Source organism: Pseudarthrobacter sp. TE9888 (genome assembly GCF_056279345.1).
Genome location: NZ_JBWBRD010000002.1, coordinates 17,289 through 32,806 on the forward strand (window position 1 = coordinate 17,289; position 15,518 = coordinate 32,806).

Annotated in this window: 16 protein-coding genes; 7 read left to right on the plus strand and 9 right to left on the minus strand. The window is 66.9% G+C overall.

All coding sequences use genetic code 11. The features are described from left to right. Positions 1 to 187 precede the first annotated feature (187 nt). Both ACZ9J7_RS00555 and ACZ9J7_RS00560 read left to right on the plus strand, forming a co-directional pair. On the plus strand, positions 188 to 1,882 hold the full coding sequence (locus tag ACZ9J7_RS00555) for a DEAD/DEAH box helicase (RefSeq protein ID WP_476206180.1): 1,695 nt from the start codon (positions 188 to 190) through the stop codon (positions 1,880 to 1,882). Between the two features lie 8 nt (positions 1,883 to 1,890). Beyond that, positions 1,891 to 2,766, plus strand: coding sequence for a DNA-methyltransferase (locus tag ACZ9J7_RS00560; RefSeq protein WP_141181967.1), 876 nt, complete (start codon positions 1,891 to 1,893; stop codon positions 2,764 to 2,766). Between the two features lie 10 nt (positions 2,767 to 2,776). Here ACZ9J7_RS00560 and ACZ9J7_RS00565 read toward each other — a convergent pair whose 3' ends face one another. After that, positions 2,777 to 3,625 (minus strand): PHP domain-containing protein, encoded by an 849-nt coding sequence (locus tag ACZ9J7_RS00565; protein WP_476206182.1) that lies wholly within the window; start codon positions 3,623 to 3,625, stop codon positions 2,777 to 2,779. Positions 3,626 to 3,705: 80 nt separating this feature from the next. On the opposite strand from ACZ9J7_RS00565, the gene ACZ9J7_RS00570 reads away from it, so the two are divergent. Beyond that, positions 3,706 to 5,280, plus strand: coding sequence for an aminopeptidase P family protein (locus ACZ9J7_RS00570; RefSeq protein WP_476206184.1), 1,575 nt, complete (start codon positions 3,706 to 3,708; stop codon positions 5,278 to 5,280). Positions 5,281 to 5,394: 114 nt separating this feature from the next. Here ACZ9J7_RS00570 and ACZ9J7_RS00575 read toward each other — a convergent pair whose 3' ends face one another. Continuing rightward, on the minus strand, positions 5,395 to 6,414 hold the full coding sequence (locus ACZ9J7_RS00575; protein ID WP_476206186.1) for a YflT domain-containing protein: 1,020 nt from the start codon (positions 6,412 to 6,414) through the stop codon (positions 5,395 to 5,397). Positions 6,415 to 6,491: 77 nt separating this feature from the next. Here ACZ9J7_RS00575 and ACZ9J7_RS00580 point away from each other — a divergent pair, with 77 nt between their 5' ends. From ACZ9J7_RS00580 to ACZ9J7_RS00590, 3 genes are all read left to right on the plus strand, one after another. Then, positions 6,492 to 7,775, plus strand: a complete 1,284-nt coding sequence (locus ACZ9J7_RS00580; protein WP_476206188.1) for a magnesium transporter MgtE N-terminal domain-containing protein — start codon at positions 6,492 to 6,494, stop codon at positions 7,773 to 7,775. Next, a complete protein-coding gene (locus ACZ9J7_RS00585) occupies positions 7,759 to 8,451 on the plus strand; it encodes a DUF1003 domain-containing protein (protein ID WP_476206190.1) in 693 nt (230 codons plus the stop codon). Before ACZ9J7_RS00580 ends, ACZ9J7_RS00585 begins: the two co-directional genes overlap by 17 nt. A gap of 64 nt (positions 8,452 to 8,515) precedes the next feature. Beyond that, the gene (locus ACZ9J7_RS00590) at positions 8,516 to 9,673 is read left to right on the plus strand and encodes an Mrp/NBP35 family ATP-binding protein (protein WP_476206192.1); all 1,158 of its coding nucleotides are present in this window, start codon (positions 8,516 to 8,518) and stop codon (positions 9,671 to 9,673) included. 5 nt (positions 9,674 to 9,678) lie between these two features. On the opposite strand, the gene ACZ9J7_RS00595 is transcribed toward ACZ9J7_RS00590, so the two are convergent. The 3 genes from ACZ9J7_RS00595 to sigE all read right to left on the minus strand — a co-directional run bounded on the left by ACZ9J7_RS00595 (position 9,679) and on the right by sigE (position 11,605). Further along, the gene (locus ACZ9J7_RS00595) at positions 9,679 to 10,074 is read right to left on the minus strand and encodes a twin-arginine translocase TatA/TatE family subunit (RefSeq protein WP_476206194.1); all 396 of its coding nucleotides are present in this window, start codon (positions 10,072 to 10,074) and stop codon (positions 9,679 to 9,681) included. 69 nt (positions 10,075 to 10,143) lie between these two features. Then, entirely contained in the window at positions 10,144 to 10,983 is an 840-nt protein-coding gene (locus ACZ9J7_RS00600) for an anti-sigma factor (protein WP_476206196.1), read from the minus strand. A gap of 7 nt (positions 10,984 to 10,990) precedes the next feature. Beyond that, on the minus strand, positions 10,991 to 11,605 hold the full coding sequence (gene sigE / locus ACZ9J7_RS00605) for an RNA polymerase sigma factor SigE (RefSeq protein ID WP_387557177.1): 615 nt from the start codon (positions 11,603 to 11,605) through the stop codon (positions 10,991 to 10,993). 228 nt (positions 11,606 to 11,833) lie between these two features. Between sigE and ACZ9J7_RS00610 the strand changes: the two genes are divergently transcribed. Beyond that, positions 11,834 to 12,466, plus strand: coding sequence for an O-methyltransferase (locus ACZ9J7_RS00610; protein ID WP_141159894.1), 633 nt, complete (start codon positions 11,834 to 11,836; stop codon positions 12,464 to 12,466). Positions 12,467 to 12,523: 57 nt separating this feature from the next. Here ACZ9J7_RS00610 and ACZ9J7_RS00615 read toward each other — a convergent pair whose 3' ends face one another. The 4 genes from ACZ9J7_RS00615 to ACZ9J7_RS00630 form a co-directional block, all read right to left on the minus strand. Next, positions 12,524 to 12,691, minus strand: coding sequence for a DUF3117 domain-containing protein (locus tag ACZ9J7_RS00615; protein WP_009357720.1), 168 nt, complete (start codon positions 12,689 to 12,691; stop codon positions 12,524 to 12,526). A 234-nt stretch (positions 12,692 to 12,925) separates the two neighbouring features. Continuing rightward, positions 12,926 to 14,182, minus strand: coding sequence for a hypothetical protein (locus ACZ9J7_RS00620; protein WP_476206200.1), 1,257 nt, complete (start codon positions 14,180 to 14,182; stop codon positions 12,926 to 12,928). After that, positions 14,179 to 14,625 (minus strand): DivIVA domain-containing protein, encoded by a 447-nt coding sequence (locus tag ACZ9J7_RS00625; RefSeq protein ID WP_476206202.1) that lies wholly within the window; start codon positions 14,623 to 14,625, stop codon positions 14,179 to 14,181. The genes ACZ9J7_RS00620 and ACZ9J7_RS00625 overlap by 4 nt, the downstream gene beginning before the upstream one ends. Before the next feature lie 43 nt (positions 14,626 to 14,668). After that, positions 14,669 to 15,451 (minus strand): LOG family protein, encoded by a 783-nt coding sequence (locus ACZ9J7_RS00630; protein WP_476206204.1) that lies wholly within the window; start codon positions 15,449 to 15,451, stop codon positions 14,669 to 14,671. Positions 15,452 to 15,518: the final 67 nt, after the last annotated feature.

Consider the following 15,518-nt stretch of genomic DNA (forward strand, 5'->3'; position numbering starts at 1 on the left):
AAACCAACAAGCCCGCCCCTACGCGATCTTGAGAAGTACCCGTTGGTCACCAGTGCCAGCATTAGATAGCCCGCGATCGGCTTCCACTGGAATCGCTTGCGCGCCTGAGCGTGCTCCGGAGCGGCCAGCCCTGGCCGGCCCGTTGAGCAGGCAGCGCCATTGCCCAAATGAATAAGGAAACTCACCTGTGAGTGAATTGCATACCCACCAGCTCCTCAGCGATGTGTCCGGCACGGAAACCATCGAGCCGGAAGAAACCATCATCTCGGACGAAAAGCCGCACGAGATCGCGGAGAAGTCCTTCGCCGACTACAACGTCCGCGCCGACATCGTCGAGTCCCTGGCCGACGCCGGCATCACCCACCCCTTCCCCATCCAGGCCATGACCCTGCCGGTGGCCCTGGGCGGCCATGACATCATTGGCCAGGCCAAGACCGGTACCGGCAAGACCCTGGGCTTCGGCATTCCGGCGCTGCAGCGCGTGATCGGACAGGATGACCCGGGTTACGCCAAGCTGGCTGTGCCGGGGGCACCGCAGGCCCTGGTGATCGTCCCCACCCGCGAACTGGCCGTGCAAGTGGCCAGTGACCTGCAGACGGCGTCCCGCAAACGCAACGCCAGGATCACCACCATTTACGGTGGCCGCGCCTACGAGCCGCAGGTCGAGGCGCTCAAGCAGGGCGTGGAGGTGGTGGTTGGCACTCCCGGGCGCCTGATCGACCTGTACAAGCAAAAGCACCTGAGCCTGAAGAACGTCAAGCTCGTGGTCCTCGACGAGGCCGACGAAATGCTGGACCTCGGCTTCCTGCCCGACGTTGAGACCCTCATTGCCGGCACGCCTGCCGTCCGCCAGACCCTCCTGTTCTCAGCCACCATGCCCGGCCCCGTCATTGCCATGGCCCGCCGCTACATGACCCAGCCGACCCATATCCGCGCTGCGGATCCGGAGGACGAGGGCCTGACCAAGCGGGACATCCGCCAGCTCATTTACCGGGCACACAGCATGGACAAGACCGAGGTGGTGGCCCGCATCCTGCAGGCCCGTGGCCGCGGACGCACCATCATCTTCACCAAGACCAAGCGCACTGCTGCCAAGGTGGCCGAGGAACTGGTGGACCGCGGCTTCGCGGCCGCCGCCATCCACGGTGACCTGGGCCAGGGCGCCCGCGAGCAGGCGTTGCGCGCGTTCCGCAACAACAAGGTTGACGTCCTGGTGGCCACGGACGTGGCTGCCCGCGGCATCGACGTCGATGACGTGACCCACGTGATCAATTACCAGTGCGTGGAAGACGAAAAGATCTACCTGCACCGGGTGGGCCGTACCGGCCGCGCCGGCAACAAGGGCACCGCCGTCACGTTCGTTGACTGGGACGACATGCCCCGCTGGGCACTGATCAACAAGGCCCTCGGCCTGAGCGTCCCGGAGCCCGTGGAAACCTACTCGTCCTCGCCGCACCTGTACATCGATCTTGATATTCCCGAGGGCACCAAGGGCCGCCTTCCCCGCGACAAGCGGACCCTTGCCGGTGTCGACGCCGAGGTACTCGAAGACCTGGGCGAAACCGGCAAGAAGAACAGCCGTGGTGGCCGCGACTCAGACCGGTCACGCGACCGTGACGGACGGGGCCGCGGAAGGGCCGACTCCGGCAAGGGCGGCAGCCGCGAGGGCGGCCGCAGCAGCGACTCGGCCGGCCGCTCAGGCGAGCGCCGTCGTCGTACCTCGACTCCGGAGACCGCGCCCGCCGGCGAGGCCGCCGCACCCGCAGCCGACGGCGAAAAGCCGAACCGTGCGCGCCGCACCCGCACCCGCACCCGCCGCCGCAACGGCGAAGTGGTGGCCGGCGCGGACAACAGCAGCCAGCCCGGCGCCTCCGAGGCCTAACCGCCCTGATGAGTGATACTGTTTGGGCGCCGGACGGCGGCAGCCTGGTGGTGCACGCGGACAACGCGGCGTACCTCCCGACGCTGCCGGACGGCGCCTTTACTCTGATCTACGTGGACCCGCCCTTCAACACGGGCCGGCCGCAGCAGCGCCAGGAAACCCGGATGGTGGTGAACGCCGGCGGCAGCGGGGACCGGGTGGGCTTCAAGGGCCGTTCCTACGACACCATCAAGGGCGCCCTGCACCGCTACGATGACGCGTTCAGCGACTACTGGTCCTTCCTGGAACCCCGGCTCGTGGAGGCGTGGCGGCTGCTGGCCGACGACGGCACCCTGTATCTGCACCTGGATTACCGCGAGGTGCACTATGCCAAGGTGATGCTGGACGCCATCTTCGGCCGGGAATGCTTCCTGAATGAGATCATCTGGGCCTACGACTATGGCGCCAGGGCGAAGAACCGGTGGCCTACCAAGCACGACAACATCCTGGTGTACGTGAAGAACCCGGCGAAGTACCACTTCGACAGCGCCGAGGTGGACCGTGAACCCTACATGGCGCCGGGCCTGGTGACACCTGCCAAGCGGGAACTGGGCAAGCTGCCCACCGACGTCTGGTGGCACACCATCGTCTCTCCCACCGGCAAGGAGAAGACCGGCTACCCGACGCAGAAGCCGGAGGGCCTGGTCCGGCGCGTCGTCGCCGCTTCGTCCCGGCCCGGTGACTGGTGCCTGGACTTTTTTGCCGGCTCCGGCACCCTTGGCGCAGTTGCCGCCAAGCTCGGCCGGAAGTTCGTGTGCGTGGACCAGAACCAGCCGGCCATCGACATTATGGCCAAGCGGCTGGGTGCGCACGCCACGCTGACCTCATTCCTGCCGGCCGGCTAGCTGTACCGTCCTAGGGCCGGACGACGACAGCTCCCGTGCCCTGTTCCTCGATCCGCGCCAGCATGTCCGGGGCCGTGAGGTTTTCGCCGAGCAGGTTCGGCTTGCCGGTGCCGTGGTAGTCGGAGGAACCCGTGATCAATAGGCCATGCCTGGCAGCGAGCCTGCGCAGGAACTCTCGGCCCTCATCCGGATTGTCCCGGTGGTCGATCTCCAGGCCGGCCAGGCCGGCGTCGATCATCTCCCGATAGGTCCGCTCCCCCACGATCCGTCCCCGGGCGGAGGCCACGGGATGGGCAAAGACGGGCACGCCGCCGGCGGCGCGGACAAGTTCGACGGCGGTGGCCGGGTCCGGTGCGTAGTGCGGGATGAAATAGCGGGACCGGGAGGTGAGGATGGAGGCGAACGCTTCGGACCGGTCCTCCACCACGCCCGCGGCGACGAGGGCGTCAGCGATGTGCGGCCGGCCGAGGGTGGCGCCTGGCGCGACATGGTGGATTACGTCGTCCCAAGTGAGCGGGTAGTCCTCGGCGAGGATGGTGACCATGCGTTCGGCGCGGGTCAGGCGGGAGTCCTTCGCCTTGGTGATTTCCTCGAGGAGCCCGGGATGGGTGGGGTCGTGCAGGTAGCACAGGAGGTGGACACTGATGCCTTCCTCGGTCCGGCAGGAGACTTCCATGCCCGGTACCAGGGCCACTCCGTACGTAGCCGCGGCGGCGGTGGCTTCCGCCCAGCCCGCGGTTGAATCATGGTCCGTCAGGGCCACCACGTCCAGTCCCGCGCGGGCAGCAGAGGCCATGACATCGGCCGGGGTCTCGGTGCCGTCGGAGACGTTGGAGTGGGCATGCAGGTCAATCCTCACTTATCCAGCGTAGTGGACTGGGGACAGGAGCCCGGGGAAGCCTGTTCGCTTAGCCGGGATGCTGGTGAGACGATGGTGCCGTGAACGATGCCGAAAACACCCAAAACTCTGCTTCCCAGCCGCTGCAGGACCGCGTCAACAACCGCTCCCAGCGGCCCAGTTCCAACGCCTTCAAAGCCTTTATGGCCAGCAACTGGGCGCCCTCCACCCCGGAGCTCCCCCCGCGCGATGCCGTCGCCGCCTACGCCGCAACCCGGCGCAAGGCCATCTCGGCCCAGTTCAAGGGCGAACGCCTGGTCATCCCCGCGGGGCCGCTCAAGGTCCGCTCCAACGACTGCGACTACCGCTTCCGCCCGCACTCGGGCTTCGCGCACCTGACGGGACTCGGCCTGGACCACGAACCGGATGCAGTCCTGATCCTGGAACCGGTGGACGAAGGAACGGGCGACGACGGCGCCCACCACCGCGCCACCCTGTACTTCCGGCCGCTGGCCGGCCGGGATACGGAACAGTTCTACGCGGACTCCCGCTCCGGCGAGTTCTGGATTGGGGCCCGCCCCACCCTCGAAGAGTTCGAATCCAGGCTGGGACTGGCCACCGCGCACATCGACCAGCTGGAAACGGCAATCACCAAGGATGTGGGCGCCCCGGAGATCGGCGGGATCTCCATCCGCCTGGTCCGCAAGGTTGACGAAAACATCGACGCACTGGTGGACACCGCCCGGTACAACACGGCCAAGGACCCCGAGAACCTGGACCTCGAGGTGCTCGACGCCCTGGACGAGAAACTCAGCGAAGCCCTCTCCGAGTTGCGCCTGCTCAAGGACGAGTGGGAAATCGAGCAGATGAAGATCGCGGTGTCCGCCACGGTCGAAGGTTTCGAAGAGGTGGTCAAGGCCCTGCCCCGGGCCCTTACGCATGCCCGCGGCGAACGTGTGGTGGAGGGGGCCTTCTTCGCCCGCGCCCGCGAGGTGGGCAACGAACTAGGCTACGACACCATCGCGGCGTCCGGGAACAACGCCACCGTGCTGCACTGGACCCGCAACACGGGCCGGGTCCACGCCGGCGAGCTCCTGCTCCTGGACGCCGGCGTCGAGGCCGACTCGCTTTACACGGCGGACATCACCCGGACGCTCCCGGCCAGCGGCACCTTCAGCGACATCCAGCGCAAGATCTACCAGGCGGTCCTCGACGCTGCCGACGCCGGATTCGCAGCCGCGCAGCCCGGGACCAAGTTCCGCGACATCCATACAGCGGCCACCACGGTCCTGGCTGAGCGCCTGTCCGAATGGGGGATCCTGCCTGTCAGCGTGGAGGAGGCAATCAGCCCCGAGGGCCAGCAGCACCGCCGCTGGATGCCGCACGGCACCAGCCACCACCTGGGGCTCGACGTCCACGACTGCGCCCAGGCCAAGCGTGAACTTTACCTCGACGGCGTCCTCACCGAGGGCATGGTGTTCACCATCGAGCCCGGCCTGTACTTCAAGAAGGAAGACCTTGCCATCCCGGCGGAATACCGCGGCATCGGTGTCAGGATCGAGGACGACATCCTCATGACCGCCGACGGCCCCGTCAACCTCAGCGCCGCCCTGCCGCGCAACGCGGAGGATGTGGAGGACTGGATGGCCGGGATCTACCGCACCGAAGAAGCCTAGGAAGCTCCCAACAAAGAGCGGGGCCGCCGGATTCGTTCCAGCGGCCCCGCTCTTTTCATCGGTTCCGATTTCCGTGCGGCGCCCGGACCAGTGGACCGGGACGCACCGGCGCTGCTATTGGCGGTGGTCACCCCGGTGCTGCTCGCCGTCCGCACCATAAGCGGCATCAGCCGGATGGTCGCTACCGTCCTGCGGGTGGTCTCCTGCCCGGTGTTCTGCAGGGTGTTCTGTGGCGCCGCCCATCCTCGGCTGCCCGGCGGCCGGGTCCTGCGTAACGCGGACGCCGTACTGCGGGCGGCCGTCGGGCAGGTCCGGGTAGCGGACCGCGGAACGGGCGGGCTGTTGGGGGGCGTGCTGCGGGTCGCCGTACTGCTGGCCGCCGTCGAAGTGCTGCGCCGGCTGCTGGCCGCCGTGCTGCTGGCCGCTGTGCTGTTGGCTGCCGTCCTCCGGGTACCCGTGACCTTCCTGTGTTGGTCCATTCTGGCCCGGGGACCTCTGGCCGTAAGGATCGTTCCAGCCGGCGGGGCGGGCCGGGCCCTGTCCCTGCTGCTGCCCCGGCTGCTGGTGCTGCTGCTGGTTGTAGTAGTCGTGCTGGGCGTACGGGCCGTGGCCCGACGCCGCGTCCGAACGCGACATGGGCAGCTGCTGCAGGAGGCGCCGGGCCTCATGGGCTGCCTCGGGGGCCACGATCACGTCATAGTTGGTGGCCACCACCTGGCTGGTAGAGGTGAAGTCCCGCTTACCACGCTGCATGGCGTAGGTGACGATGCCGAAAAGCATGAAGAACGCCGCGCCCATCAGCACCGAGGTCATGATGGAGAAGTATCCGGGCGACGGCGCGAAGAAGGAGAGCATGACGCCCACGAAGAGGCCGAACCACATGCCGCTCAGGGCACCGGAGAGCGCCACCCGCGGATAGCTCAGGCGCCCCGTGACACGTTCCACCATCTTCAGTTCATTGCCCACGATGGACACCATCTGGACCGGGAACTGCTGGTCCGCCAGGTAGTCGACCGCCTTCTGGGCGTCGAGGTACGAAGTGTAGGAGCCAACGGTGTCGCCGGTGGGAACAGCCCGGGCATCATCCGGTCCATTCGCGGCGCCGGGCTTGGGACCACCAAAAATGTTCGACATAATCCCATTCTTGCCCATGAAGGTGGGTGCCGCCTGTAAATTCAGCTAAAAGAGAGCAGACTCGGTAGCCTGTAGTGGTGAGCACAACACCTACCCGCGTCTTCGTGGCACGCCTCCTGGGCCTCGACGTCTTCGACCCGCTGGGCGACCGGCTGGGCCGGCTGCGCGACGTTGTTGTGCTGTCCCGGGGAACCCAGGGAGCCCCGCACGTGGTGGGCATTGTGGTGGAAGTTCCAGGCAAGAAGCGTGTCTTCGTGCCCATGACCCGCATCACCTCGATCGACCAGACGCAGATCATTTGCACGGGCCTGGTCAACCTGCGCCGGTTTGAACAGCGTGGGGCGGAAACCCTGGTGGTGGCCGAGATGTTCGACCGCCGGGTCACCCTCCGCGACGGGAGCGGCGACGCCACCATCGAAGACATCGCCATAGACCAGCACCGCTCCCGCGACTGGTTCGTCAGCAAGCTCTTCGTCCGGCGCGGCCACTCCCTGTCCCCCTTGAGCAGGCTGCGCCGCAACGAAACGCTGATCATCGACTGGGCGGATGCCCAGCAGGGACCGCGCACCGAACCGCAGGCGGCCACCCAGTTCGTGGCCAACCACGAGGACCTCAAGCCCGCGGACTTCGCCGAGGCCCTGCAGGAAATGAGCGACAAGCGCCGCTTCGAGGTTGCCAGCGAACTGCAGGACGAACGGCTGGCCGACGTCCTCCAGGAACTGCCGGAGGACGACCAGGTGGAGATCCTCTCCGCCTTGGATGTCCAGCGCGCCGCGGACGTCCTGGAGGAGATGGATCCTGATGACGCCGCCGACCTCCTCGGTGAACTCCCCTCCGCCCAGGCCGAGGAACTGCTCCAGCTCATGGAGCCTGAAGGCGCCGAAGACGTCCGCCGCCTGCTTGAGTACGACGAGGACACCGCCGGCGGCCTGATGACCCCGGTGCCCGTCATCCTGCCGCCGGAGGCCACCGTCGCCGAAGCCCTGGCCCACGTCCGGCGCGAGGAGCTCTCCCCCGCCCTGGCGTCGTCGATCTTCATTGCCCGGCCGCCGCTGGAAACGCCCACGGGCCGCTTCCTGGGCGTGGTGCACATCCAGCAGCTGCTGCGTTTCCCGCCGTTCGAGGCACTGGGAAACCTGGTGGACAAGAACCTCGAGCCGTTGTCCGACCAGGCCCACATCAGCGAAGTGGCACGGACGTTGGCCACCTACAACCTGAACTCCCTCCCGGTGGTCAATGACTCCGGCCGGCTTGTGGGGGCGGTGACTGTTGATGACGTATTGGATCATTTGTTGCCGGACGACTGGCGCGCCCATGATGGCGAAGCCCCGATAAGAAAGCTCGGTGGCCGCATTGGCTGATAACAGCGCTCCGAAGAACACCAACCAGCGGAACCTGGCCAATGCAGAATCAAAAGGCAGTCTCGACACACCTTTGAGCGCCCGTCAGCGGATCCTGCCCAAGTTCTCCCCGGACCCGGACGCCTTCGGCCACGCCACCGAGGGCTTCGCCCGGTTCATGGGTACGCCGCAGTTCCTGGTCTACATGACCATCTTCTGCATCTTCTGGCTCGGCTGGAACACGTGGGCCCCCGCCGAATGGCAGTTCGACTCAAGGGACCTTGGCTTCACCCTGCTGACCCTGATGTTGTCGCTACAGGCCTCCTACGCTGCACCACTGCTGCTGCTGGCGCAGAACCGGCAGGATGACCGTGACCGCGTCTCGCTGCAGCAGGACCGCCAGCGCGCCGAGCGGAACCTTTCCGATACGGAATACCTGACCCGGGAGCTGGCCTCCCTGCGGATCGCGCTGCGCGAGGTAGCCACCCGCGACTACGTCCGGGCCGAACTGCGTTCCCTCCTCGAAGACCTCCTTGAGGCACAGGAGGAACTGCGGACCCACGAGGACTCCGGGCCCGGCTCCCACGAATCCCCACGGGACAAGGTCAAGGACAAACTGCGCGAACAGCGTGACCGGCAGCGCAACCCGCGCACGCAGCAGATCCCCCGGGTCAAACCGGGCCACTCTGCCCAATGACCACCGGGCCGCCCGCCACACGCCGGCCCGCCCCTGCCACCTCACGAAAGCCGAGGCTCCTGCCATGACCGCCCCCACCGACCCCGCAGCCGCCGGCCCTTCACCCCTGGTCCGGACCGTCAACGACGCCCTGGCAACGGTCATCGATCCGGAGCTGCGCCGCCCCATCACGGAACTGGGCATGGTGGACTCCGTCCAGGTGTCCGACGACGGCAGGGTCACCGTGGCAGTCCTGCTCACCATTGCGGGCTGCCCGCTGCGGGACACCATCACCGCGGACTCACAAAACGCCCTTTCCTCCGTACCCGGAGTGACCGCCGTCGACGTCCAGCTCAAGGTGATGGACCAGGCGCAACGGGACGCCCTCAAGGAAAAGCTGCGTGGCCCGGGCGGGCAGCGCAGGATTCCCTTCAACGAGCCGGATTCGTTGACCAAGGTCTATGCCGTGGCCAGCGGCAAGGGCGGCGTGGGCAAGTCCTCGGTAACGGTCAACCTGGCCACCGCCCTCGCCGCCCGGGGCCTGCGGGTGGGCATCGTGGACGCCGACGTCTATGGCTTCTCCGTTCCCGCCCTTCTGGGCATCACGCAGAAACCCACCCAGGTGGACGACATGATCCTTCCGCCCGTTGCCTACGGGGTCAAGGTCATCTCCATCGGCATGTTCGTCACCGGCAACCAGCCGGTGGCATGGCGCGGACCCATGCTGCACCGGGCCTTGGAGCAGTTCCTCACGGACGTCTACTTCGGAGACCTGGACGCCCTGTTCCTGGACCTCCCGCCGGGTACCGGTGACATCGCCATCTCCGTGGCCCAGTTGCTGCCGAAAGCCGAAATCCTGGTGGTCACCACGCCCCAGGCGGCCGCGGCCGACGTCGCTGAACGGGCGGGTGCCATCGCCACCCAGACGGGGCAGAAGATTGCCGGCGTCATCGAGAACATGTCCTACCTGGAGATGCCCGACGGCGGCCGGATGGAGCTCTTCGGAAGCGGCGGCGGGACGGTACTCACGGAACGGCTCAGCGCCACCGTGGGGGCGGACGTTCCCCTGCTGGGACAGATTCCCCTGGACATTCAATTGCGCGAGGGCGGGGATGCAGGGGTTCCGATTGTCCTCGGCAGGCCCGGGGCTGCAGCGGCTTCCGCCTTGGCGGGGATCGCCGGCCGGCTTGCCGCCGCACCGCGCGGGCTTGCCGGGATGAAGCTGGGCCTGCAGCCGCGCTGACCTGCCTAGGTGGCTTCGGTGTCGAACGGCGCGGCCTCGCCGGGGGCCAGCCTCTGCACTACCCTTTCGGGGCGCTTGGGTGCCTCGGCTGCGGCGCCGGCAACGGCAGCCACCGCGGCGGGAGCGCCTGCGCTGACCGGTTTGGTGTCGTCGTCGAGCAGTGCTTCCTTGATGATGCGGCGGGGATCGTACTGGCGGGGATCGTATTTCTTCCAGTCGACATCGTCGATGTCGATGCCCACTTCTTCCTTGATTTGCTCCCGGGCACCGTTGGCCATCCGACGGACTTCCTTGACCAGGTTGGCCAGCTTCTGCGTATATTCCGGCAGCCGCTTGGGGCCGATCACCAGCACACCGATGATCAGCAGAAGAATGAACTCCGGGCCGTTGATTCCAAACACTTTAGGAAGATTACCCTCTCCGGGCTGCGAGTGACGATTCCCACCCGGCGGACGGATGAACAGTCCGTGTCATTGGGTGAACAGGGCGGCGATCTTGTTGATTCCGCGCTCCAGGCGTGCATCCAGGGGTTCCGCGGCCTGGCCTTCGGGCCGCTCCGGGACGGATGCCGCGACCCCCTCCACGGCGGAATCGGCAAGCCGTCCGAGGATCGGCATGGCGTCGTCGGCCTGGTCGGCGGGCAGGTCGGAGCGGTAGGTGATGGTCAGGCCGGCGGCCCGGTAGGTGGCGGACGCCGGGGACGTGGTCCACGCATGCGCTGGACCGGCATCCTGGCTGGTGGGGTGCTGTTCCGTGACCGTGGCGTGATGGGCCCCGTCAGTAAGCTGCAGTTCCACTGCAGGCTCCCCGTCCACCACCAGTGCCCGCGCGGCTTCCAGGTGGAAGCCGATGGCCTGGAGTTCCGGACAGGCCCATCCCTCGGAACGCAGGGTGGCCAACTGGGCGGCACTCAACGTCCTGCCGTCAGCGGGAGTCTGGGACGAAACGTGCGAGAAAGCAGCCTCGGGTCCGGCCTGTTCGCTGGGCGCGGGGTCCCCCGCTGCCGTGAACGCCCCCACGGCCAGCACGCCGGCGGCCGCCATGGTGCCACCCGCGGTCAGGGCCAGCGCCCGCGCGGCGAGGCGGGAGGTGCCGCTTTGGGGCGCCGGCGCAGGCGGCTGGGCGGCCAGTTCATGGGTGCGGGCCAGCAGCCGGGCCGTCAGGTCCTGGCTGGCGGGCGGAATGGGAGCATCGCGGAGGCGCTCCAGGTACTGCCGTTCCCGGCGTACGGTGGCGGCACACTCCTGGCAGGCCTCGAGGTGGCTGCCGGTGCGCTGATGCCTGCCGCCAAAAGGAAACTGGGACCTCATATGCCGATCAGAGGATGCCGGCGATGCGCGGCATCGAAAGCTTGCGGCGGGACTGCTGCGGGCGTGGATCACGGTGGGCCAGCTTCTCGCGGAGCATGGTCCTGCCGCGATGGATGCGCGACCGGACGGTGCCCAGCTTGACGCCCAGCGCCTCGGCAACCTCGTCGTAGGAGAGCCCCTCGAGGTCGCACAGGACCACGGCGGCGCGGAAGTCCGGCGGCAGCTCTTCCAGGGCAGCCTGCACGTCAAGGTCGAGGTTGTTCAGCTCGAAGCTTTGCTCCGGTCCGGGCTCACGGCCGGGCAGGCGGGACTCTGCGTCTTCTGCCAGGGCGTCAAAACGGATGCGGGTCTTGCGCCGGGCCTGGTCAAGGAACAGGTTGGTGGTGATGCGGTGCAGCCATCCGTCGAGGGTTCCGGGCTTGAAGTTCTCCAGCGAACGGAACACGCGGACAAAGACCTCCTGGGTGAGGTCCTCGGCGTCGTATTTGTTTCCGGTCAGGCGGTAGGCCAGCCGGTATACCTTCGCGGAGTGGTTGGTGACCACTTCTTCCCAGGTGGGACGGACCCACTCATCGTCGGGATTGTTTACTGCAGGGACAGGTGCCACTACTGAAGATGACATCGTCCACTCCCCTCGTGGAATGCTAACGCCCGGATACTGTTGACATCTCTGATTCGGCGCCGGTCACCTTTTGGATGAGCGGATATCAATCATGTCAAACTTGGCTGGGAATTTCCTGATTACCTGGAAACTTCAGCGTTCGGCGCAACGGCTGCTATCCATCCCGGCCGGGCCGGACACAGTAGGCTTGGGGAGACATTCCCCTTTACGCCCAGAAAGCGATTATTCATGAGCGCCGACAAGTCCAGCAGCTGGTCCTATGCAGAAGATCTGCCCGCTGAGGATGAGGTAATGCTTCGGGCGCGGGAACGTTCTTTTGAATTGGGGGTCAGCGCCATCAGCCCCGGCGTGGGCGCTGTCCTCACGGTACTGGCCGCCGCCTCCAAAGCCCAGACCGTCGTGGAGATCGGCACCGGCGCCGGCGTCTCGGGCGTCTGCCTGCTCCGCGGCCTCGGCGCGCATGCCGTCCTGACCACCATCGACGTGGACGTGGAGCACCTGCGGGCTGCCCGCGAAGCCTTCGCGGAGGCCGGCAGCCCCGCGAACCGGACCCGCACCATTTCCGGCCGTGCGGGCGACGTCCTGCCGCGGCTTACGGACGGCGCCTACGACCTTGTCTTCATCGATGCGGACAAGCCCGGCCTGCCGGGCTATGTGGAACAGGCCATCCGGCTGCTGAAGCGCTCCGGGTTGCTGGTGATCAACGATGCACTGGACAAGGACAAGGTAGCCAACCCTGCCGGCCGCGAGCCCAACACGGTGACACTGCGGCAGGTGGGCAAGGCAATCCGCGACGACGACAGGCTGGCGTCCGCCATGCTCCCCACCGGGGATGGCCTGCTGGTGGCGGTCAAAAAGTAGTTGCCGCATAAAGGTCAGGGTGCGCAGCCCGCGGGCTGCGCACCCTGACCGGCACGACTATTCGGTAACGCCTACCAGGCATTCCTTGAGGTTGGCTGCTTCGGCAGCGTTCAGTTCGACCACCAGGCGCCCGCCGCCTTCGAGCGGGACCCGCATGATCAGGCTGCGGCCCTCCTTGGTGACTTCCATTGGGCCGTCGCCGGTGCGTGGTTTCATAGCCGCCATGAGGAATTCCCCTCCATTTTGTCCCAGGACTAATCAGCCCGGGCGGGCTGTGTCCGCATGTCGATCAAGCCGCTATGGCGGGGTGGTTGCCACCACCGCCAATGCTGCGCGTTTTCTGAATGCTTTTGTCCTTGCTTACCTATCATTATCGCGGAATTACCCGCACGTAGCTAATCGATGGACATTTCCGTCAACGTGTCATTCCCGCCCTGACCTGCATTAAAGCCCGTTTTGCTAGGGCGGATAATCCCCTCCGCCGGGCAGTTGCGCCCAGGCCCACAACCACACGATCCAGACGATCTGCAGCAGCAGGAACATGGCCACTACGGTCCCCCGGTATGCCCTGGACCGGGACAGGAACACCGCGCCCAGGGCCAGGGGAAACAGTGGCAGCAACATCCGGAAAGTGCTGGTCTGCGGGTGCAGGAACGCCAGCAGGTAGCCCATGTAGCAGGCGCACCAGAGCCGGAGTTCGACGCCGAGCCGCACCACCGGGGGCAGGTACAGCATCACGGCGAACAGCGCCACGAAGACCAGTGGGGCAACAACGCCCAGGACAGGACCGAAAAGTTCGGCGCCGGTGTCGAACCAGGGCTTGAACGGAACCAGGTCCTGGCCCCGCCACACGGTTTCGGTCTTGGTATAGGCCTGCAGATCGCCGGTCGCCAGCCAGGCCGCGGCGGGCCAGGCAAAAGCGGACAAGCCTGCGACGGCGGTCAGTCCGGTAAGTGCCGCCAGGTCCCGGGCGGAGTGTGCGCCGCCGGGGCCGTCATGCCGCCGCCCGCGGACGTACGCGGCGGCCCGGAAGACCAGGAGCAGCCCCACCATGGCGGCGAAAGGAACGCCGACCGGCCGTGACAGGCCCAGCAGGAACACCGCCGGAATGGCCCACAGGTACTGGCGGCGCACCACCAGCAGGAGGGCCCACGCGAGCAGCAGGATGGACAGCGGCTCCGCGTAAGGGACCTGCAGGACGGCGGAGACGGGAAAGACCGAAAAGAACGCAACGCCCCACATCGCCAGGGGGGCATGGGTGGCCTTCTGCCGGAAGAGTGCGTACACCACAAGGGCGGCCGCCCATCCGGCCAGCATGGCAATCAAGGTGAGCGAGGCGGCGGGGTCCATCCCGGTGAGGCGGCTGAGTCCGCCCGCCAATGAAGGAAAGAGCGGGTAGAACGCCCACGTGTTTTCCTGGACGTTGCCGGCTGCGTCCGTGGGAAGGATCGACGGGTAGCCGTTGGCGATGACCTGGCCGTACCAGCGGGCATCCCAAATATTGATGAAGTTCCAGTAGTCGGGTTTGGGCGGGAACCACGGGTTGGGCCCCTGATGGAGCGCTGCGGCCATGAAGATGCAGGCGGAGGCCAGCCGGGAGCCGCCGTACAGAGCGGTGACCTGGAGCCACCAAGGCCAGCTGCGGACGGCGGCGGCAGCGCGTTGGGTTACCGTGCCGGCGGACGCCAGCGGGTTGCGGCGGGCCACGGTGCTCACTGGCCGCCCTTCACCGGGGCAGCGTCCTCCTGGGCTGCCCGGTTTTCGTCCCCTCCGGTACCCGGCTCTTCCGGTGCCGCGGCTGGAACCGGGGCACCGTCGTCGGCCTGCCCTGGATGCTGTGCGCCCGCGTCCAGCCGCCCGCGCAGTTCCGCCAGTTCCGCATCCCGTGCCGCCAGCTGGTCGCGCAGTTCGTCAAGGACCTGGTCCACCTGGTCCATCCGGTACCCGCGCAGGCCCAGGGAAAACCGAAGCCGGGTCACATCCTCCGGAACTGCGCGCTCCGGCAGCAGCACCGGCGGAAGGTTCGCTGGCGGCTCATCGAATCCGTTGAGCAGGGCCGGCAGCGCCGCCGCACCCGGCTTGCGGGAGCGCCGGCCCAGGCCGGCCCAAAGAACCGCGGCAACGAGCACGACGGCGAGGAAAACCAGAAAGAAGCTCACGGTCCCATCGTGCCAGACCCGCGCGGCCAAGCAGCGCCGGCGGCTACTCCGGCCGCTGTTCGCCGTTCAGCGACGGGGTCACGGCGCCGTGGAGGACCCTGTCCACAGCTTCGGCGGGGTCATCCACCAGCTGGATAAGGTCCAGGTCTTTTTCGGAGACCATTCCTTCGGCCACCAGGGTGCCCCTGATCCAGTCGATCATCGGTCCCCAGAAGTCGACGCCGAGGAGGACGATGGGGAAGGACGTCACCTTCCGGGTCTGGACCAGGACCATGGCCTCGAACAGCTCATCCAGTGTGCCCAGCCCACCGGGCAGGACAATGAACCCCTGTGCATATTTGACGAACATGGTTTTGCGGGCGAAAAAGTAGCGGAAGTTGATGCCCAGGTCCACCCACTGGTTCAGGCCCTGTTCGAACGGCAGCTCAATGCCAAGGCCCACGGACACGCCGTTGCCCTCCACCGTTCCCCGGTTGGCCGCCTCCATGGAACCCGGGCCACCGCCGGTGATCACGGCTACCCCGGCTTCGGCGAGCTTGCGCCCCACTTGCACGCCCATTTCGTAGTACAGGCTCCCCGGCTTGGTGCGGGCAGAGCCGAAGACGCTGACGGCTTTTCCAATGTCTGCCAGCGCGCCGAAGCCTTCCACGAACTCGCTCTGGATCCGCAGGACCCGCCATGGGTCGGTATGGACGAACTGGCCGGGGCCCTTCGTATCGAGCAGGTGCTGGTCCGACATTTCCACGGCCGCCTGCTTGCGCCGCAGCTCGAGGGGCCCCTTACGGCGCGGCTGGGAATTCTTGGCCGGATCTGCATTGATGCTCATTCCCCTAGGCTAACCTCCAACTTGAGGTATCTCTTGAATCACGATCAGCAGGAACTTGGGGTGATTG